18 protein-coding genes and 3 pseudogenes are annotated in these 20,497 nt (G+C 46.1%); 11 read left to right on the top strand and 10 right to left on the bottom strand.

What is annotated here, in order from left to right; genetic code table 11:
• A partial coding sequence (locus V7126_RS00430) for an aldo/keto reductase (RefSeq protein ID WP_335495957.1) occupies positions 1 to 285 on the top strand: 285 nt, incomplete at its 5' end.
• A 39-nt stretch (positions 286 to 324) separates the two neighbouring features.
• Here V7126_RS00430 and V7126_RS00435 read toward each other — a convergent pair.
• Together V7126_RS00435 and V7126_RS00440 are read right to left on the bottom strand one after the other, a co-directional pair.
• A pseudogene (locus V7126_RS00435) lies at positions 325 to 834 on the bottom strand (methylated-DNA--[protein]-cysteine S-methyltransferase).
• Positions 831 to 1,400, bottom strand: a complete 570-nt coding sequence (locus V7126_RS00440) for a bifunctional transcriptional activator/DNA repair enzyme AdaA (RefSeq protein WP_046131598.1) — start codon at positions 1,398 to 1,400, stop codon at positions 831 to 833. Before V7126_RS00440 ends, V7126_RS00435 begins: the two are co-directional and overlap by 4 nt.
• 217 nt (positions 1,401 to 1,617) lie before the next feature.
• Here V7126_RS00440 and catA point away from each other — a divergent pair.
• A pseudogene (gene catA, locus V7126_RS00445) lies at positions 1,618 to 2,269 on the top strand (type A chloramphenicol O-acetyltransferase).
• Positions 2,270 to 2,315: 46 nt separating this feature from the next.
• Here catA and V7126_RS00450 read toward each other — a convergent pair.
• Complete coding sequence (locus tag V7126_RS00450; RefSeq protein WP_046131512.1) at positions 2,316 to 2,573, bottom strand: YciI family protein; 258 nt, start codon at positions 2,571 to 2,573, stop codon at positions 2,316 to 2,318.
• 36 nt (positions 2,574 to 2,609) lie between these two features.
• Positions 2,610 to 2,723 (bottom strand): annotated as a pseudogene (locus V7126_RS00455) (YrhK family protein); the annotation flags it as partial.
• A gap of 234 nt (positions 2,724 to 2,957) precedes the next feature.
• On the opposite strand from V7126_RS00455, the gene V7126_RS00460 reads away from it, so the two are divergent.
• The gene (locus V7126_RS00460) at positions 2,958 to 4,160 is read left to right on the top strand and encodes an MFS transporter (RefSeq protein WP_046131513.1); all 1,203 of its coding nucleotides are present in this window, start codon (positions 2,958 to 2,960) and stop codon (positions 4,158 to 4,160) included.
• Positions 4,161 to 4,407: 247 nt separating this feature from the next.
• Positions 4,408 to 5,262 carry a helix-turn-helix transcriptional regulator gene (locus V7126_RS00465; RefSeq protein ID WP_046131514.1) on the top strand — a complete coding sequence of 285 codons (855 nt, stop codon included), beginning with the start codon at positions 4,408 to 4,410 and terminating at the stop codon, positions 5,260 to 5,262.
• A gap of 129 nt (positions 5,263 to 5,391) precedes the next feature.
• Here V7126_RS00465 and V7126_RS00470 read toward each other — a convergent pair whose 3' ends face one another.
• Entirely contained in the window at positions 5,392 to 6,174 is a 783-nt protein-coding gene (locus tag V7126_RS00470) for a thermonuclease family protein (protein ID WP_175075623.1), read from the bottom strand.
• A 95-nt stretch (positions 6,175 to 6,269) separates the two neighbouring features.
• Complete coding sequence (locus V7126_RS00475; protein WP_046131516.1) at positions 6,270 to 6,506, bottom strand: hypothetical protein; 237 nt, start codon at positions 6,504 to 6,506, stop codon at positions 6,270 to 6,272.
• 536 nt (positions 6,507 to 7,042) lie between these two features.
• Between V7126_RS00475 and V7126_RS00480 the strand changes: the two genes are divergently transcribed.
• On the top strand, positions 7,043 to 7,456 hold the full coding sequence (locus tag V7126_RS00480; protein WP_216899102.1) for a YjdF family protein: 414 nt from the start codon (positions 7,043 to 7,045) through the stop codon (positions 7,454 to 7,456).
• Between the two features lie 122 nt (positions 7,457 to 7,578).
• Here the strand turns inward: V7126_RS00480 and V7126_RS00485 are convergent, their stop codons facing one another.
• The gene (locus tag V7126_RS00485) at positions 7,579 to 8,949 is read right to left on the bottom strand and encodes an amino acid permease (RefSeq protein WP_309245915.1); all 1,371 of its coding nucleotides are present in this window, start codon (positions 8,947 to 8,949) and stop codon (positions 7,579 to 7,581) included.
• A gap of 547 nt (positions 8,950 to 9,496) precedes the next feature.
• Between V7126_RS00485 and V7126_RS00490 the strand changes: the two genes are divergently transcribed.
• The 6 genes from V7126_RS00490 (at position 9,497) to V7126_RS00515 (ending at position 17,241) form a co-directional block, all read left to right on the top strand.
• Positions 9,497 to 12,295, top strand: a complete 2,799-nt coding sequence (locus V7126_RS00490) for a sigma 54-interacting transcriptional regulator (protein ID WP_175075618.1) — start codon at positions 9,497 to 9,499, stop codon at positions 12,293 to 12,295.
• A gap of 188 nt (positions 12,296 to 12,483) precedes the next feature.
• On the top strand, positions 12,484 to 12,915 hold the full coding sequence (locus tag V7126_RS00495; RefSeq protein ID WP_175075616.1) for a mannose/fructose/sorbose PTS transporter subunit IIA: 432 nt from the start codon (positions 12,484 to 12,486) through the stop codon (positions 12,913 to 12,915).
• Positions 12,915 to 13,403 (top strand): mannose/fructose/sorbose PTS transporter subunit IIB, encoded by a 489-nt coding sequence (locus V7126_RS00500; protein WP_046131520.1) that lies wholly within the window; start codon positions 12,915 to 12,917, stop codon positions 13,401 to 13,403. Before V7126_RS00495 ends, V7126_RS00500 begins: the two co-directional genes overlap by 1 nt.
• 19 nt (positions 13,404 to 13,422) lie before the next feature.
• A complete protein-coding gene (locus V7126_RS00505) occupies positions 13,423 to 14,229 on the top strand; it encodes a PTS mannose/fructose/sorbose transporter subunit IIC (protein WP_046131521.1) in 807 nt (268 codons plus the stop codon).
• A gap of 24 nt (positions 14,230 to 14,253) precedes the next feature.
• A complete protein-coding gene (levG, locus tag V7126_RS00510) occupies positions 14,254 to 15,081 on the top strand; it encodes a PTS fructose transporter subunit IID (RefSeq protein ID WP_046131522.1) in 828 nt (275 codons plus the stop codon).
• A 129-nt stretch (positions 15,082 to 15,210) separates the two neighbouring features.
• The gene (locus V7126_RS00515) at positions 15,211 to 17,241 is read left to right on the top strand and encodes a GH32 C-terminal domain-containing protein (RefSeq protein WP_046131600.1); all 2,031 of its coding nucleotides are present in this window, start codon (positions 15,211 to 15,213) and stop codon (positions 17,239 to 17,241) included.
• 113 nt (positions 17,242 to 17,354) lie between these two features.
• On the opposite strand, the gene V7126_RS00520 is transcribed toward V7126_RS00515, so the two are convergent.
• From V7126_RS00520 to V7126_RS00530, 3 genes are all read right to left on the bottom strand, one after another.
• Positions 17,355 to 18,299, bottom strand: coding sequence for a Gfo/Idh/MocA family protein (locus tag V7126_RS00520; RefSeq protein WP_175075614.1), 945 nt, complete (start codon positions 18,297 to 18,299; stop codon positions 17,355 to 17,357).
• Between the two features lie 12 nt (positions 18,300 to 18,311).
• Entirely contained in the window at positions 18,312 to 19,253 is a 942-nt protein-coding gene (locus tag V7126_RS00525) for a sugar phosphate isomerase/epimerase family protein (protein WP_046131524.1), read from the bottom strand.
• Positions 19,254 to 19,430: 177 nt separating this feature from the next.
• Positions 19,431 to 20,342, bottom strand: a complete 912-nt coding sequence (locus V7126_RS00530; RefSeq protein WP_175075612.1) for a helix-turn-helix transcriptional regulator — start codon at positions 20,340 to 20,342, stop codon at positions 19,431 to 19,433.
• Between the last annotated feature and the right edge of the window lie 155 nt (positions 20,343 to 20,497).

A 20,497-nucleotide genomic window follows, 5' to 3' on the forward strand; every position in this document is an offset into this window, starting at 1 on the left:
GGCATTCAGCTTGAAGCATGGTCTCCATTGATGCAGGGGCAATTGCTCGATCATCCTCTTCTTAAAGAAATCGCGGAAACGCACGGCAAAACCGCAGCACAGGTCATTTTGCGCTGGGATTTGCAAAACGGCGTCATCACGATTCCAAAATCGACTAAAGCGCAGCGCATTGCCGAAAACGCGGATATTTTCGATTTTGAACTGACAAAAGAAGAAATGGCGCAAATCGATGCTTTAAACGAGAACACACGGGTCGGTCCTGATCCGGATAACTTCGATTTTTAAATAAAGACAACACCGTTCGATATGCGAACGGTGTTTGTTTTACCATAAGAATTGATATTCTTTTTCCAGCGCGAGCAGGCGTTTTTTCATTTCCAAGCCGCCCCTGTACCCTGTCAGTTTCCCGTTCTTTCCGATGACCCGGTGACAGGGAACTGCGATCAACAGCGGATTGGCGCCGATCGCCGCTCCCACGGCACGGACGGCCTCCGGCTTTTCGATCCTTTCGGCGATGTCCTAATATGAGCAAGTTTCTCCATAAGGAATGTCCTGCAATGCTCGCCAGACGGACAATTGAAAGGGGGTTCCGCAGAGGTCGACAGGAAAGCTGAAATCTTTCCGTCCGCCGTTCACATACGCGGCCAGTTCATCCGCGTAAGTCCGCAATGCTTCATCATCGAGCACTGCACAATCGGCAAGGTCCCGCTTGGCAAACCAGGCAGCCAGTTCATCATATGAGCCCGTAAAACAAAGGCCCGCAGCGGTCGCCGCCATATACAGATTCCATTCGTCAGCTTTAAGCTTGCTCCAATATACGATTTGGCCGGTCATTGCTCCGCCTCCCGCTTCAATTGACGAAACGACGTCGGCGTTTGCCCTGTTTTCTTTTTAAACAGGGCGGAAAAGTAATCCGCATTTGCAATGCCGACTTTGGCGGCGATTTGTGCGATCGTTTCGTCTGAAGCGGCAAGAAGCTTGCCCGCTTCACATATCCTTTTTCGGCTCATGTATTCAAGCGGAGAAACGCCTTTGATCCGTTTGAACGTCCGCTGAAGATGAAAAGGGCTGGCATGGCACATTTCAGCCAATTCAGAGAGCGTCAGCGGCTCGTGATAGCGTTCGCCGATGATCAGAGCGGCCCGCTCCGCCAGCTCCTCATCAGGCAAAAGAGGTCCGTCCGGATTGCATCGCTTGCAGGGGCGGTATCCTTCTGACAAAGCTTTTTGCGCATTCGGGAAAATGCGTACATTGTCAATGTGAGGGACCCTCGATTTGCAGGAAGGACGGCAAAATACGCCTGTCGTTTTAACCGCATAATAAAACACTCCGTCATATGATGAATCGTTTTCAACAATAGCCCGCCAATTTTCAGGCGTGAGGCCGGATTTGTCATTCATGTGATCACCCCGATGTATGTCAGTATAACCCGAAAGCGGTCCGGTGCGGTGGCTTTGGGAATGAAAAAGCAAGATGACAAAGGCCATCCTCTCCGAATTGATCTGATGACCTGTATAGTGTTACAGTGAAAGAAGATTTGAAGAGGTGAGGGTATTGGTCAAAGCAGTGGATCACGCCTCCTGAAATAAAAAATCATTCTATTTTAGGAGGCTAACCATGAATTTTCAAAGAATTGATCTTGAACATTGGCACAGAAAACCTTATTTTGAGCATTACATGAACGCCGGAAAATGCTCATTCAGCATGACGGCAAACATTCGCATCACCGGATTGCTCGACAGGCTGCGTGACAAAAATATAAAGCTTTATCCCGCATTTATTTACATGGTGTCAAAGGTCGTCAACGCCTACCCCGAATTTAGAACGGCATTCAATGACAAAGGGGAATTGGGATATTGGGAACGGCTGAACCCGTGCTATACGATCTTTCATCAAGAGGATAAGACCTTTTCTGCCGTATGGTCGGAATACTCGGAAGAATTCCCGCATTTTTATCAGACGTATCTTGGAGATATCGAGCGGTTTGGAGACAAAAAAGGGCTGTGGGCAAAAAAAGACGTGCCCGCCAATTCATTTTCGGTCTCTTCGATTCCGTGGACCAGCTTTACAAGCTCCTGAGCTTCATCTTGCAAATACAGAGTACCTGCTCCCGATTATTACGAACGGAAAATACTTTTCTCAAGGGAATGATGCCTATTTACCCGTTTCCCTGCAAGTCCACCATGCCGTGTGCGACGGTTATCATGCCGGCGTTTTTATGAATGATGTAGAGCGTTTGGCCGATTGCTGCGGGGAATGGCTCCTTTAGATGCTAAAAAAAGTCCTTCTCAACGTGAGAGGGACTTTTTTAGAAGCTATTCTTTCGTCAGCCATTCTTTCACGACCAAAACGGAAGAGCCGTTTTCGATGAGCGGATCGGACTGTCCGATTTGTTTTGCTTCTTCAATAGAATGGGCGCGGATGAGGTATGCACCGCCTGTTTCATCGCTGAAAGGGCCGTACAATTCTAAACGGTTTTCCGCTTTCAGCCGATCCAAAAAATCGTAATGAGCAGGCACATATGCAGTGTTAAAGTTTTCTGTCCGGGTCGTCAGCATTAAATATCTTTTCATGATAAGTTCCTCCCTCAAAGTACCTCTATTTTAACATTAATCACCCGGAGGTTGCTGTTTCAGGTGCTTTCGGTAATGGGCATCATGAATCAAGCGGATCGCCGGCCTGATTAAAAGCTGAAAGCTTCCGATTGCAAAAAGCCAATTCCCCTCCTCCTTTCATAGATCAGAAAAAATCTGTGTAAAGCACTTTTACTTTTTCTTACCTGTATCAATCGTTTTTTTCCTTTATCTCATGTGCCGCGGCTTTTTCCCTCCCATCTCCCTCAGAAATTTTCTGATAAACGAGAATGACTGGTATTCCTAATACTATGATAAATAGACTGCTATTTTCCGGCGTTTCCGGTGCATTATAATTCGAATATCGTTTAGGGAGGTGACAAGATGGAAAAAGACAACCGAAAAAAGGCGGACGGGATTTCTGGCGGGCTTGTATTTCTAATGGCGGTTGCTTCAGGGGTCACCGTTGCTAATATTTATTTGAATCAAGCGCTATTGGTCAGCATGGGGCATACGTTTCACGTTACAGCTGCACAGGCGGGGATGATCGCTACAATCACCCAAGCCGGCTATGCACTGGGGAATTTCATGCTGGTTCCTCTTGGCGACATTTTTGAAAGGCGACGCCTGATTGTTGCTTTACTGTTCCTCGTATGTCTATGCTCTACAGGGTCAGCGCTTGCTGCAAATTTTTCCTGGCTTGCGGCCGCACAGCTTTTGTTAGGTTTTTTCACGATTATTCCGCAAATTATCGTTCCCTTTGCAGCCGATTTAGCACATGAAAACGAGAGAGGAAAAGTGCTTGGAAATGTTGCGATTGGCTTGGTGTGCGGAATATTGGGGGCAAGGCTGATCAGCGGAATCATCGATTCGCATGCCGGCTGGAGGATGGTGTACTGGATAACGTGCGGGTCAACGCTTATCATCATGTTGCTGATTCGCTTGTTTATGCCGAAAAACAAGGCTTCACACACCATTAACTACGGAAAACTCCTTGCATCTCTGGGACCTTTGCTTTTCAGGGAACACACGTTGAGAAAAGCCTGCCTGAGCCAGGGGCTTATGTTTGGCGCCTTTAGTTTATTTTGGACGACTCTCGTCTTCCTGCTGAATGATCCGCCTTATTCTTACGGAAGCCAAGCTGCCGGCATGATCGGACTCGTCGGAATCGGCGGCGCCTTCGCCGCTCCTGTGATCGGACGGATTATTGACAAGAGGGGGGCGGTTTTTGCCAATGTGGTTTGCATGTCTATCTCGCTGCTTGCTTTTATGCTGCTTTTTTCAGGAAAACAATCTTTAATCGCCGTTATCATTGGAGCGTTATTCGTAACAATGGGGACACAAGCCAATCAGGTTGTATGCCAGGCCATGATTTTTCAATTGTCGGCTGATATGAGAAGCCGCCTTAACGGCATGCTCATGGTCATGATTTTCCTGGGGGGCGCGTTGGGCTCATATGCGGGTGTTTTGGCCTGGACCGAATTTCGTTGGACCGGCGTTTGCTTGCTTGGAATGTTCATGATCGGCATTGCCTTTACTTCGCTTTTGATTCCCGATCAGTCAGCCCAAGAAATAGAGAGGGAATAAATGGATCATACAAACGAAAATGATTATAAAGGGCCTAAAGTATGAAAACAATTCGATAAAGATCATTATATGGCGTTCGTAAACAGCTTCAAATATTCGTGCCAGTGGGCTAAAATACGATATTAACGCTGCCTATGAAGTGTTTGCAGAAAGAAACCGGAATAAGGCGCGTTTCATATTCATTTTGCTCCCGATTCATGTAGAATCATATTAAGAAGATTCCCGCATGCCGGAGGAGTGAGTGCCTTTGAGTAGAATAAAAGAGAAAAGGAAAGAGCTCGGCGATTTTTTGAAGTTAAAAAGGTCAACTGTATCACCTGAAGAATACGGGTTGCCGATAGGCCCCAGAAGAAAAACGAAAGGGCTCAGAAGAGAAGAGCTGGCACAGCTCTCAGGGATAGGAGTGACCTGGTATACGTGGCTCGAGCAGGGGAGGGATATCCAAGTATCGACACAGGTGCTGGAAAGCATCTCAAGAGTGCTCAAATTAAACTATGAGGAAAAAAAGCATGTCTTTCTTTTGGCCGGACAGCAAATTCCGCTGTATCATAGGGAAAGTTCCAGACAGGATTTGAGCCCGGTCGTCCAGAACCTTATCAAACACAATTTAAAGGCTTGTCCCGTTTACATCACAGACGAAAAATGGGACGTGATTGCCTGGAATGAAGCTGCTTGCGCGGTGTTCGGCGATTTTAACCGCATGAGCAAAAAAGAAAAGAACGCGATCTGGCGTTGTTTTTGTTCCAAAGAATATCAAAGCCTTTTCGCAGATTGGGAAAGTCATGCAAAAAGATTGCTTGCGCAGTTTCGCGGAACGGCGGCAAGGTTTTTCGGGGAGGAATGGATCAGGGAGCTGACAGATGAATTGTCCGATAAAAGCCCCGAATTCCGAAGGTGGTGGAATCATCATGAAGTGCTCGGAACGCCCCCCGGTGAAAAAGAGATACGCCACCCCCTGGCAGGCGCCATGTTTATGGAGCATGTCACTCTGCAAATATACGATTCGCCCGATTTGAAGCTGACGGTCTCTAGACCCCTGGAAAAAGAGGACACGATCGCAAAGCTCAATCGTTTGCTATCTGCCCGATCCATCAGCTCGTAAAAGAGGCCGTATTTTTACCGCGGTCATGAACATGGAGGATCCCCATGCTTTAGATGAAACTTAAGCATGCATGATCCGCCCGCGGAAATAAACAAAAATAGCCCGGATATCGGGCTATTTTGCATGGTATTACCGCTCGCATGCATAATTGTCGTGATCGCGGTCCATTTTAGCCTGGTAAGCAGGATGGGAGCTTGGAATACCGTTTGGGTATTTCTTTCTCAATTCGGTACAATTGGCAAACGTTTCTTTGCCGCCTGATGCCGGAGCGGAAGAATTTGAGTCTTTGCTTGCTGCAGCAGATTTTTTCGCGGAGTCCGACTTGAGCGCTGTCTTTGTTTTTCCAACGACGCATCCGTTGAACCCTTTGTCTGTCGCATAGCCGGACTTGCTCCATATCGCAATGTGCTTTTTCTTAGCGGTGTTTTCAACCTTTTGATATTCATCTACGTACTTTGTATTTGGCGGATATATGTAGGCTACCCTTGCAAGGCCGTCCTTTAAAAGCTGTTCCTGAACCGACTTTCCGTCAGCGTATACATAGGCCAGCAATCTTCCGTACTTGTCAGTGCGGCCGCCTTTATCAAATTCCAATTCCAGCTTGCCGCTTTCGACCAGTTTTTTGTTTTCTTCAGAAGCTTCTTTTCCGTATGGCTGAACGCATGAATTCGGTTTTTTTGTTTCCGGCGTATCGACAAGCAAATAGCGGACTGTTTTTACTTTTCCATTATATTTGACTTTAATCGTGTCGCCGTCGACTGCACGGACAAGGGTGACAGCCGCGCGATCTGTACGACCGTCATCCGCTGCACCGGATCGTTCTGGTTTTGAGCCGGAAACGGCACTGGAATTGCAGGCTGCCAAAGAAAAACTGAACACGAGGGCAGCGATTGCCAAACAACATTTTTTCAAAGCAAAATCCCCCTAAGCTGTAATTTGAACAAACTATATCATCAGCTAAAAAAGTAAAATTTTCAAGGGGAATTTTATTTTCAAAGCCGTTTTTCTTATCGTTCCTTTGCTTTATCCGCTCCTCCAAAAATATCTGGATTGCTTATTGATAAATTCGTGCCAATGAAATTGCTGACGGTAATATAAATAAAAAATCCAACAAAAGCTCCAGGGTCTCTTCCAAACAGGAGAATACTCAAAGAGATAAAAGTAACGGCCATCATGACATCAACAAGCAAACTAATTCTACGATGTTGTTTAAAATATTCTCTTACGTTCCTAATCTTGTTCATTATGCACCTCTGGATGAAATATTACATAGAAAATCGTACCATTTTCATAGAGTACAACGCAAACTGAACCGAATGCTGGCCATTTTACCCGTCGTCACTATGAGTTAAATTCCGAAAAAGCGATGACATAGTGCCTGAACGTTTCGGCCGCAGGTGATAAATAACGTCTTTGTTGTACTTGTTTTTTATTACGCAGGTTCAAGCATTTGCGGAACAGCCGGGGGATTGTTTTGCTGATTTTGGCTGGCTGGGCGTGGCCGTCATGTACTGTCATGCTCCTCGTTGCTTTATTTCTGTCTGTATTGCTGGCAAAAAAGGATGAAGCGCTGAAGGGGGCTTAAGAAAAAAGAGCTGTCATCAGACGGCTCTTTTTCATTTAGTCTTTTGGAATCGCATAAAATCTGGTACATTAATAGTGAAGAATGAAAAAACACGATCCGGTTGGTAGTCCGGATGCATGTCTATCATGTCAGTAACCTTCCCCTCCTCGGGATGTCCGTCATTCTTCTGTCACATTAATAGAGGAGGGAATCGTTATGAAATTAACGATTTACTATGACGGCCAGTTTTGGGTTGGAATCGTTGAGATTGTACAAGAGGGAAAATTAAAGGCATTCCGCCATTTGTTCGGCAAAGAGCCGAAGGATTCGGAAGTGCTGCATTTTGTTTACCATCAGCTTGCCGAATTGATTTCTCAAGCTGAAAAGGAAGGAATCAGCGTAAAAGCTGAAGCGAATAAGAAGATCAATCCGAAAAGGTTGCAGCGGCTCGTTTCCAAAGAAATGAAGAATGCCGGTAGGTCAATGAAAGCCCAGCAAGCGATCAAACAGGAGCTTGACGCAAAAAAAGCGATGAAAAAGCGCTTGAAAAAACAGCAGCGCGACATCGAAAAGGAGCAAAAGTACCTGCTGAGAAAGCAAAAAGCGAAAGAAAAGCACAGGGGAAAGTAGCGGATCCAGCTCGTGGTTATCCTTTCCGTTTTTCCATCCATGAACATAGCTGTCTATTAGAACTGAGAAAGCCCTCTAAATATTAGAGGGCTTTCGAATGTTTATACGGCACGCTTTTTCCTTTATTCAGCCTGATGAGCCTTCGCTTTTCGCATTTTATAAATCGCAATCAGCAAAATAAACCAGGCAGGAGTTACAAACAAGGAAACGCGGGTATCTTCCGCAAGTGCGAGAACCACGAGAATAAACGCCAGGAAGGCGAGAATCAGGTAATTGGAAAGCGGATAAAGCGGCATTTTAAATTTGTTTTCTTTAGCCAAATCAGGTTTTGTTTTTCGGTATTTCATATGGCAGATGACGGTGATTCCCCAAATAAAGATGAAACATACGGTGGAAATGCTAGTAATCAGCGTAAATACGCCTTCAGGCATGATATAGTTCAGCGTAACACCGATTAAAATAACGATAGTTGAAAAGAACAGCGCATTGTTCGGTACTTTACGGGAAGTCAATTTTGCCAATGAAGAAGGTGCATTGTTTTCTTTGGCAAGCGAGTATACCATCCGGCTTGTGCTGAATACCGCGCTGTTGCACGCAGAAGCCGCGGATGTGAGCACAACAAAATTGATAATGCTCGCCGCCGCCACGATTCCGATCGCTGCGAAGACTTGAACGAACGGGCTTTCGCTCGGATTAATGGCATTCCAAGGATAGATGCTCATAATGACAAGCAAGGCGCCGATATAGAAAAGGAGAACCCTGATCGGAATATTGTTGATCGCTTTTGGAATGACTTTTTCCGGGTCTTTTGTTTCGCCCGCTGTAAGCCCCACAAGCTCAATCCCAACAAACGCAAAAACTACCATCTGGAACGAGAGGATAAAGCCGTTAAACCCGTTCGGGAACATGCCGCCGTGGTTCCAAAGGTTCGTAAAGCTTGCTGCGCCGGATTGCGTGGTAAAGCCTGTGAAAATCATAAAGAGACCAATGACGATCAGCGCCAGGATGGCAATGACTTTAACCAATGCAAACCAGAATTCCATTTCTCCAAAAAGCTTGACTGTTGCAAGGTTCATAATGAGCAGAATGATAAGCGCGATTAACCCCGGCACCCATTGCGGAACGCTTGGCAGCCAATACTGGGTATAGAGGCCGACTGCCGTTAAATCGGCCATCGCGATTGAAATCCAGCAAAACCAGTAGGTCCAGCCGGTGATAAACGCCGCCATTTTTCCTAAATAGTCTTGTACGAAATCGACGAACGAGTGATACTCCAAATTCGATAAGAGCAGCTCTCCCAAGGAGCGCATAATCAAAAAGCAAATGATCCCTGTGATCAAGTAAGCAAATAAAATCGACGGTCCTGCAAAATGTATCGATTTTCCCGACCCAAGAAACAAGCCCGTTCCAATCGCCCCGCCGATCGCGATTAATTGGACATGCCTGTTTTTTAAACCCCTCGACAATTTTTGTTTATGTATATCATTTGTCACTCTTTTGTCCCCCACTTTGTTTTGTTGTCTCAACTTTCGTTATTTTTATGTATTGATTATACACCAAAATGGTTATTTAGAAACTATTTTTTAGGAGTTTCGGCCAAGATGCCGTCAGCAAGAACACGGTGCATTTGGTCTTACGTTTCATCAAAAAGGCTTCAGGGAAAGATGCGGATTCAGCTGAAGGCAACCCTGTGATCCCCGGGAAAGCGGCCATCCAGAAGGGCTGTTCAGTTCAGAAAATTCATTTTCACCGATATCAGAATTTTCCCCAATATATTCCCTGAGAGTGGTAAACTGTTTACAGATTGATACTTTAGGAGGAGGAAAGCCGTGAGAGTTTATAAGAAAAAAACACTAATATCAGAAATGAGATCATGTTCAGATGAATATAAAAGCAAAAAAGAGCGGTTCGCCAATCTTCAAAAGGCCTTTTTCGATTCGGCGGACTTCCGCGGTTTTCTATAGAGACATGTTCACCCGATTGTGCAATCCTGCTGATAATATTGAAGCCTAACCGGCTTGATGACAAAGGATGAATCTCATGAAAAGAATCGATAAAATATACCGCCGGCTGCTGCATCATTTTCGTGAAGTTTCCCCGGATCAGCTTTTGCAGATGCAAGGTCTTTCAGCAAAGGATATCGCCCAAGAGTTGCAAATGGAGCGTTCCAATGTCAGCTTTGAATTGAACAACCTCGTCCGCGCTAAAAGAGCGATAAAGGTGAAGACGTTCCCCGTCCGTTACGTTCCGGTGGAAGTCGTTGAAAGAACATTCAACATTAAATGGAATACAGCAAAGATGGAAGTAGACGGACTTCATCAGTGTTCCGGCAATCAAAAAAGGGTGCCCCGGAAAATTTCCACCAATCCTTTGGAACTGATGATCGGAGCAAAAGGCAGCTTAAAGAAAGCGATCTCCCAGGCGAAAGCGGCCGTCTTTTATCCTCCGCACGGTCTGCATATGCTGCTTTTAGGGCCGACAGGTTCCGGCAAATCCCTTTTTGCGAACCGGATTTATCAATTTGCGATTTACTCTGACATTCTCAAACCCGGTTCTCCTTTTATTACATTTAACTGTGCGGATTATTATAACAATCCCCAATTATTGCTCTCTCAATTATTCGGGCATAAAAAAGGATCGTTTACAGGCGCTGACGAAGACAAGGCAGGTTTAGTCGAACAGGCCGACGGAGGCATTCTGTTTATGGATGAAATCCACCGCCTTCCTCCCGAGGGTCAGGAAATGCTGTTTTATTTTATTGACAGCGGCGCTTATAACAGGCTTGGCGAAACGGAGCACAGGCGCACATCAAAAGTATTGTTTATTTGCGCTACGACGGAAAATCCGAGTTCTGCATTGTTGAAAACATTTTTGCGAAGAATTCCGATGACCATACATATCCCTTCGCTTGAAGAACGGTCTCTTAAAGAAAGAGTTGAGCTGACAACGTTTTTGTTGGGAAAAGAAGCCGAGCGGATCAAGAAAAATCTGAATGTGCACATCGATGTATATAATGTCCTTATTCATTCCGCAAAATTCGGGAATGTGGGGCAGCTGAAATCAAATGTGCAGCTCGTATGTGCTCACGGCTTTTTGCATCATCTTGACAGGGATGATGTTGTCGAACTGACCGTCCGGGATCTCCCTGATGACATCAAACAGGACTGGATTTCAAGCAGCAAAAATATCGAGAGAAGCAAAATGATTTCCGAATATGTAAATATCACCACCATCATATCGCCGATTGTGGAAGATGAAACAACAAAAATCGACGATGATCTCACATTTAATTTGTATGATTTGATTGAGGAAAAGGTCAACATTTTAAACAAAGAAGGCTTATCAAAAAAAGAAATCAATCAATATATTTTGACTGACCTTCATCTGCACGTCAGAAGTTTTTTTCATCAGCGAACGTTTCACAACTACAACTTACTGAAATTTGCCGACGATGAAGTGATTCGCCTTACGAAAGAGCTGAAAGAAGTTGCCGAACATGAGCTGAATTGCAAATTCGACCGCAAATTCATCTATTTTTTGAGCATGCATATTGATGCATTTTTAAAGCGGGTCAAGCAAACTGATGTCTTAAATGCACAGGAGACTGACGAAATCCGCGATACCTATGTGAAGGAATATCAAGTTGCTCTGATATTTAAAGATAAGATTCAAGAGTATTTTAGAATCATCGTTCCGGAAATAGAAGTGATCTACTTAACAATGCTGGTTCAGTCGATCAAATCGTTGGAGGGGAACAAAAGAGTGGGGATTGTCGTCGCCGCTCACGGAAACAGCATGGCGAGCTCCATGGTGGACGTAGCGATTGAACTTTTAGGCAGCACCCCGATTGCGGCGGTCGACATGCCTCTTGCGGTTTCCCCGTCGCAAATCATGGAGCGCCTGGAAGCGAAAATTAAACAAGTGGATGAAGGAGAAGGAGTATTGATGCTTGTCGACATGGGATCGCTTGCGATGCTGGAAACGAAGCTCGAAGAAAAAACGGGCATCAGTATTAAAACGATCAGCAATGTTACGACATCAATGGTGCTCGATGCCGTCAGAAAGGTTAATTATCTGAATTTAAACTTGCGTGCCATATATGAATCGGTTACAAAGGATTTTACCGCGCAGTGGGGCCGCACACCTCAGCCGCCCGGCAAACAGAAGGCATTGGTCTCCATTTGTACGACCGGGAGCGGAACGGCAAAAAAACTCGAGGAGATCTTAACAACAATCGTCAATCAGGCCGCAGACGACCCGATCAAAATCCTGACCGTTTCGTCTATTAAATTAGCAAACAGCATAAAAGAAATCGAAAAAGAGTATGAGATCCTTGCCACGGTGGGAACGAAAAATCCGAAGATCGATGCTCCCCATGTATCTCTGGAAGTGTTGATAGAAGGGGAAGGCGAGCGGATGATCCACCAGGCGATTGCAAAAGGCACCGTTCCTGCAGGCGACGGACTGGCCGGTCCAAACATCATTGTACGGGAGCTTTGCGAGGATAGTTTGAAAAAGTATCTCGTTTTCTTAAATCCTTATCATATTATTGACATTTTATTAGAATGGCTGCAAACGATTCAAGATGAATTAGGCATCATGCTGAACAATGCGGTGATGATAAAGGTCATCATGCACACCGCTTTTGCTTTCGAAAGGGTGATTAAAGATCATCCGATCGCTTTTTCAGAAGAAGAAGCAATAGACGATCAGCTGAAAAAGGTCTACCGCATAACAGAGCGGACGTTAAAGCCTTATGAACAGAAGCTTGGGCTTGAAATCTGCGAAGATGAAAAATTATTTATAGCCGCCATCTTTGCCGAAGAGCTGCATGGTTAGATGTTTTAAAAGCTGTTTTTTTACTTGAACCTGTATTAAATGGACCTCCATTTTAATACAGGTTTATTTTTTGTTTTGAATGTGTTTCAAAAACAAAAAGAGATTCGTTGAAAGCGCTTAATAAATTTGTGTTGGCACGATACTTGCATCATAAAAGAGCGAACGCCAAAAGAAAGGAGCAAACATCAATGATTTCAGTTATTATCAGCGGTCATGGAGATTTTCCAATAGCACTGAAAGAGTCGTCAAACATGATTTTCGGCGAAGAAGACCATCTGACGGCGGTGCCGTTTTTGAAAGGGGAAGGCATCCAAACATTGCAGAAAAAATATCAGCAGACGCTAAAGCGCATTCCAAAGGAACATGAGGTGCTGTTTTTAGTGGATATATTTGGCGGAACGCCATACAACGCGGCCGCTCCTTATATCGTGAAGGATCAAAGAATGGATATGGCGGCCGGGGTGAACCTGCCGATCCTGCTGGAGGTATTAAGCCTGAGAGGACATATGCCGCTTAAAGAACTGCTGAACAGGCTGAAAACAATGAGTCAGGAAAGCTTCCAGGTGTGCAGCGAACATTTAGAACATGCGATAAGAGCCGAAAGAGAGGATAAATTGTGATGAACATTGTATTAGCTAGGATTGATGACCGCTTTATTCACGGCCAGGTGCTGACCAGATGGATTAAAATCCATGCGGCTGACCGAATCATCGTTGTCTCAGATGATGTGGCGGCAGATGACATGAGAAAAACGCTGATTCTTTCTGTTGCCCCTTCAAATGTAAAAGCGAGCGCCGTCTCTATTTCAAAAATGGCAAAAGCGTTTCATAGCCCGCGGTATGCGGAGACAACGGCGATGCTGCTATTTGAAAAACCGGGCGATATTGTATCCCTGATTGAAGCAGGTGTTCCGATTAAAACGGTAAATGTCGGAGGCATGCGATTCGAGCATAACCGCAGGCAGATCACAAAATCAGTCAGTGTGACAGAACAAGATATAGAGGCGTTTGAACGATTGAACGAATTGGGGGTGAAGCTTGAATTGAGACAGCTCCCTTCAGATACCAGCGAAGACTTTATGCAGATTTTGAGAAACGTCGCAAAATAGAAAAGGGGGATATGTGAAGATGTCTTCAATACAAATTATATTGCTGTTGATTATTGCAGGCATTACCGGTATCGCAAGCGTATTGGACGAGGGACAGACGCACCGTCCGCTGATTGCCTGTACATTGGTCGGCTTGGTGCTCGGAGACCTGAAAACCGGCATCATTTTGGGCGGAACCCTTGAACTGATGGCCTTGGGCTGGATGAATGTCGGCCTCGCCATGGCGCCGGATACAGCCATCGCTTCTGTAATCTCAACCATTTTGGTGATTACCGCCGATCAGGGAATCGGCGAAGGAATTGCCGTCGCAGTGGCATTGGCAGCTGCAGGGCAGGCGCTGACGATTTTTGTCCGCACGATTACCGTCTTTTTAATCCACCGCGCTGACAAATACGCCAAGGATGGAAATATGAAAGGTATCGAAATCATGCATATTACAGCAATGGTGTTTCAGGCGCTCAGAGTTATGATCCCGACGTTGATTGTGGCGCTGATCAGCGTCAGCGCTGTTCAGGCTTTCTTAGGGAATATTCCCGAAGTCATTACAAAAGGTCTCCAGGTAGGCGGAGGAATTATCGTTGTCGTCGGGTATGCGATGGTGATCAATATGATGAACATTCCTTACTTGAAGCCATTCTTCTACATCGGCTTTTTGTTGGCGGCGTTTACAGACTTCAATCTGGTCGGGTTCGGCGCTCTCGGACTGTGCCTTGCCCTTCTGTATCAGCAGGTCATGCAAAAAAACAGCGCGCAGGGAGCGGTCGCAGCAGCAGCCGCAAACAGCAGCTCGGCTGCTTACGATGATGATGATGATCTTGATGCCTAATCAATGAGGAGGGGACCGAAGAAGATGGAGACAGAAAAAAGATTAACAAAGAGAGAAATTTTCAGCATGTTCATTCGTTCAAATTTTTTGCTCGGATCTTTTAACTTTGAGCGTGTGCAGGCAATGGGCTATTGCTATGTGATGATTCCGGCGATTAAAAAACTGTACGGTCCGGGAGCGAAAAGAAACGAAGCATTGCAGCGCCATCTCGAATGGTTCAATACACACCCGTGGCTGACAGCACCGATATTCGGCGTGACGGCCGCCATGGAAGAAGAGATGGCCAATCAAAAAGGAATTGATGCAAAAGCGATCAGCGGTATGAAAATCGGGTTAATGGGACCGCTCGCGGGTGTGGGCGATCCGATTTTCTGGGGGACGCTGCGCCCGGTGTTAGCGGCTTTGGGGGCATCGCTCGCCTTAGGAGGGAACATTGCCGGGCCTCTGCTGTTCTTTTTCTTCATCAATGCCATAAGATTAAGTACGAAATATTACGGTTTAAAGTACGGCTATGTGAAAGGAATGGAAATTCTTCAGGATTTGGTCGGGAACCGGATTCAAAAGCTGACCGAAGGCGCTTCGATACTCGGATTGTTTGTCATGGGGGCTCTTGTCTCAAAGTGGACCACCATCAACATCCCAATCGTCGTTTCCAGAATTAAGAACGAATCAGGCAAAGTGGAGGTTCAAACGGTGCAGAGTATTTTGGACAGCATCATGCCGGGGGTGCTGCCTTTAGGTTTGACGCTGCTCGTCGCGTGGATGCTGCGAAAAGGCGTGAATCCGCTTCTTATTATATTCGGCATTTTTATCATCGGTATTCTCGGTTATTGGGCCGGTTTTTTGGCATAAGGTTTTGGAAGTCATCCCGAATTCTTAAAAACAGCCGCCCCCGGCATTTCCGGCGGGGGCGGCTGTTTGGAGCAAAATCGGAATGTGCTTGAATATCCAATAAAGATAGGAAGGGAGAGGGTGAATAAAGTGAAAAAGAGGCTGCTTCAATTCGGAGCAATGCTGACCATGATGCTGCCGGCCGGGCCTGTTTACGCAGCCGACCCAAGCTACTATGAGGAGGAACATCGGCCAAGGTACCACTTCACTCCTGAAGCGAACTGGATGAATGATCCAAACGGAATGGTCTATTATGCTGGGGAATACCATCTGTTTTATCAATATCATCCATATGGTTTGCAGTGGGGGCCGATGCACTGGGGCCATGCGGTCAGCAAGGATTTAGTCAGGTGGGAGCATCTTCCGGCCGCGCTGTCACCGGATGATAACGGCACGATTTTTTCTGGCAGCGCCGTAGTCGATTGGAACAATACAGGCGGTTTTCAGACCGGAAAAGAAAAGCCGCTCATTGCCGTTTATACGCAGGACCGCGAAGGGGAACAGGTCCAGAGCATCGCTTACAGCAATGACAAAGGAAGAACATGGACGAAATATCCGGGCAATCCCGTCATTCCGAACCCGGGAAAAAAGGATTTTCGCGATCCGAAAGTATTATGGCATGAAGAAACAAAAAGGTGGGTGATGGTGCTGGCGGCCGGTGACCGAATCATGATATACACATCTCCCAACCTGAAGGAATGGACCTATGCGAGCGAATTTGGAGAGGGGCAAGGCAGCCATGGAGGCGTATGGGAATGTCCTGATTTGTTTCAGCTTTCAGTAGACGGCAATCCGTATGAAAAGAAATGGGTGATGCAAGTCAGTGTTGGAAACGGGTCCGTCTCGGGAGGATCAGGCATGCAATATTTCGTAGGCAGCTTTGACGGCAAGTCTTTTAAGAATGAAAATCCGCCGGGCAAAACCCTATGGACGGACTACGGCAAAGACTTCTATGCGGCTGTCTCCTGGTCCGACATCCCGTCTTCAGACGGACGCAGGCTTTGGCTGGGATGGATGAGCAATTGGCAATATGCAAACGATGTTCCTACATCCCCGTGGAGAGGGGCCATGACGATTCCAAGAGAGGTAAAATTGAAAGCGTTTTCTGACGGAGCCAGAATTGTGCAAGCCCCGGTAAAGGCGCTGCGTTCGATCAGAGGAGCCTCTCAAGGGTGGCGGCATAAGATTATATCCTCCGCAGGCCGCAGCCTGCCGGCTAATTTACCGGGAGACTCCTACGAAATCAATGCAGAATTTCAAGTGAGCGCCGGATCGGCTTCTGAATTCGGTTTTAAGGTTCGAAAAGGAGAAAATCAATATACAAAAATCGGCTATCATCAGGGAAACGGCACTCTGTTCGTTGACCGCAGCCAAACCGGAAACGTCGCCTTCCATCCAAGCTTTAACACCGGAAAGCAGGCTGCTCCGTTGAAGCCGGTGAATGGCAAGGTGAAGATGCGCATTTTTGTCGACCGCTCTTCTGTCGAAGTATTTGGAAACGATGGACAGCAAGTGCTGACCGACCTCATCTTCCCGGATCAATCGAGCAACGGGCTGGAGGTGTATGCTTCAAACGGTTTTGTAAAGCTAAATTCCCTAACGATTCATCCTCTGAAAAAAACTTGGGGAAAGTCCCCTCTCAAGTCAAACCTCGCGGGCTGGACGACCGTAAACGGGTTGTGGGCCGACACCATTGATGGAAAACAAGGACGCTCTGACGGTGATTCTTTTATTACATCTTCAGCTTCCGGAACAGACTTCACTTACGAATCCGACATTACGATTAAAGATGGCAATGGAAGGGGGGCTGGAGCCCTTGTCTTTCGGGCTGGTCAAGATGTGAAAAACGGCTATCTGGCCAATGTGGATGCCAAGCATGACGTAGTCAAATTTTTCAAATTTGAAAACGGATCAGCCTCTGTCATAGCCGAGCACAAAACACCGATAGATGTCAATAAAACGTATCATCTGAAAACTGTCGCCCGAGGCGCAAACGTTAAAATCTATTTGGATGACCGTTTGGTGATTGATGCGCATGATTCAACATTCAAACATGGAACATTCGGTTTGAACGTATGGGAGGCAACGGCAGTCTTTCAGAATGTGTACGTTAATCAATGACAAAGGGCCGGGATTTTGGATCCCGGCCTTAATGCCTTCATAGGACGGTGGGGATGTGCAATTTTTCCAGGGGAACGTTAGCTAGCACGGGACAAAAACGCGCTTCACGATAATTATTGAAAATCGACCCACACCGAGCCTTGCTCTGCTGAACGCACGCAATTTTCGACCCAGCGTATGCCCTCAATGCCGGCGTCAATATCAGGATAAATCAGGTTTTGTAACGTTTGTTTATCTCCGCGGTTTTTGGCGCCAATCGCGACGGCGAATTTCAAGCACATCGTACCGACCGCTCCGTTTTCATAATGCATCAAGACGTAGGCATTATCCTCGAGCGGGGCGCGGCTCTTGACGAAGCTCTGGCGGTCGCACAGCAGCTCTTTTATGTTCATGTGCGGCATAATGAGCTGTGACATATAATAGGTGTGAGTCGACAGATCGCCCAGCACAAAGCTTGGTCCGGCGATTGCAGGGTCGACGCGCCATTTTTGTGCATCGCTGGTTTTTTCGACTTCATCTGTTGCGCTGAATCCGTGTGTATACTGCAAATCAACCAGGCGAATATCGCCGATTTGCCCCTGTTCAATCATAGCGCGCATTTGAAGCAGCATTTGATTGCCGGAAAAACCGTACGTCACGCCGACAATTTTTCCTTTTTTCTCCGCAAGGGCTTTGATTTCATAGCCCTCTTCTGAGGTGAAAAACATCGGTTTTTCACAGATGACATGCAAATCCGCTTCAAGCGCAGCCTTGCAGATTTCATAATGGGTGCGGTTCGGAGTGGCAATCGAGACCACCTCTATGCCATCGTCTCGCTTGGCTTCTTCCGCAAACATCGTTTGATAATCGGGATAACAGCGTTCTGCACTCACTCCGATGTTCATCCCGAAGTCTTTTCCCCTTTCAGCATCAATATCAAATGCGCCGGCTGTTAATTGAAAGGCTGTATTGTCTCTCAACGCGCCTGTGCGATGTTTATATCCAACCTGGCTGAGCCTTCCTCCGCCTACCATTGCCCAGCGCAAAGGCGTTGAAATGATCCTTTCTCCATTCAGCATGACGAAACCCTCCTATTGGCTGATTGCTTGCTTTAATGCTTTGATCGATATTCTGATGCCAGCTTCCGGTGACATCGTAAGGTCTTCCATTTCCAAAGAAACTTCACCATCATAACCCGTCATTTTCACGACCGAGAAAAATTCTTTCCACCACTGCAAATCTTGTCCGCATCCGACAGCTACATAATTCCACGCCCGATTCGCCGTATCAGTCACTTCCTTTGTTTCTAACACACCGTTTACGGCAGATAAATATCTTTCAATTCTGACATCTTTTCCGTGGACATGATGAATGGCCTCGCCCAGTTCTCTTGCAGCGATGATTGGATCTGCCCCCATCCATAATAGGTGGCTCGGATCAAGATTCAGCCCCACCATCGAGCCAACCGCGTTTCGAAGCCGAAAGAGAGTCTCGGGATTATAGACTAATTGTGAGCTGAAATTTTCCAGCGCGATTTTTTCAACGCCGCAGCTTTCCGCTTTTTTGACAAGCTCTTTCCAGTAAGGGATCGCGACTTCTTCCCACTGGTAGGTTAAGATATCTTTTAAGACAGGCGGCCAGCTCACCGTGTATGTAATCCAGTTCGGCGTATTGTCCTCAGGGCTTCCGGCCGGCAAACCGCTCATCATGATGACTTTTTTGATGCCTAATAATCCTGCAAGCTCCATCGTTTTTTCTGTGACTTCCCTGTGCTCTTTGCCGAGTTCTCCCGGATCTAAAGGATTTCCCGAGCAATTTAAGGCGCAAAGCGTCATATTCCGTTTTTCCAGCGTCTCTGCGAATTCGCGCCTTTTATCGCTGCTTTGCAGCAGTTCATCGAGATTTAAGTGGGGCGCAGGCGACCAGCCTCCGGCTGTCATCTCCAGTGTATTAATTCCAAGCTCTGCGGCTGCGTCCAGCATTTCATCAAAAGGTAAATGTCCTAAACTGTCGGTTACATAAGATAGTTTCATTGAAATTCCTCCTTGGATTTTTTGATCGGCCTGGCGAACGGCAGGCGCCTCATATCGATCATCCCTCCTCTGTGATTTGTAATCGCTTTCTTTTTAAGATTATAAAGTAATGAAATTTGTCTCGTCTTTATCAGATAGAGACATTCTTTTGTCGTTTCAGGACATCATTCTTTCAAATCATAATTTGCCGGCGTGAAATACGGTCATTTTTGATTCCTTGTAAAGCGACCGAAAAAGCCCGGGGGAACTTCCGATCTTGGCGGCAAAGACACGCGTGAAATAGTGGACGGTAAAACCGATTTCTTCCGCGATCTCTTTGATCGATAAATCCGTTGTTTTCAGCAATTCAGCAGCTTTGACGATTTTTTCGTTCTGCACGAATTCCGAGTAGCTGACGCCGAGCTCTGCCGAAAATAAACGGGACAAGTGCCGTCCTGAGATATGAAAGTGGTTTGCGACATCTTTCAGCTTTAATGATTGTGACAGGTTGTCTTGAATATGCAGTTTAACCTCAGTCAGCAGAGCTGAAGTTGTTTGAACGGGCTGCTTTTGCTTCGAATGATGGGCAGAGGGGAGTATGGTTTGAATTAGTGACAGGAGTAAAGCCTGCGACAGATTTTCCAGGATCTCTTTGCAAAAAAACTTTACAGGCTGCGCCGCTTGCAGCATTAATGTTTTCCAAAGCATGCACGGGGCTTCTTCATCTTTTGCAGATAATGCAACAATCCCGGTTTGTTTAATTTCCTCTATTACTTTAATCCATTCAGTGCTTGATCTATCTTCGTTTAACTCAAAAGCGACATAAAGAATGGACAGCCCGGTCTCGCTTTTGATTTGGTGCAATATTTCCGGCCTTGACATAAAAATCGCATTTTCCTTCAGCGGATATTGATAACCGTGCTCGAGATAATAGCCGTCTCCTTTTATCACATAACAAATTTCAAAAAAAGAATGCTTGTGAACGAGTGTATGATAGTGATTTGGCATAGCTCCCCAATAGTGGACGAAAAATGAAGCGCCGTCAGGCTCTAAGTGATGCACATATTGATTTAAAGCTGTTCTGCCTGAAACAAGGTGATTCACATTCATGCAAACGCCTCCTGTTCCCTTTAGTTGTCGTTTTTCTCATCATACCAAGACGTGTAAAAATAAAACATCCCTATTGTAGCGGCAAAGGTGAGATGTAGGGAGGACGGAGTCTTCAAAAACTGAAGCTTTATTTCAATCAGGAATTTTTCCGTCTC

Origin of the sequence: Bacillus sp. JJ675 (assembly GCF_036963165.1) — a bacterium.
Lineage (GTDB): Bacteria > Bacillota > Bacilli > Bacillales > Bacillaceae > Bacillus > Bacillus glycinifermentans.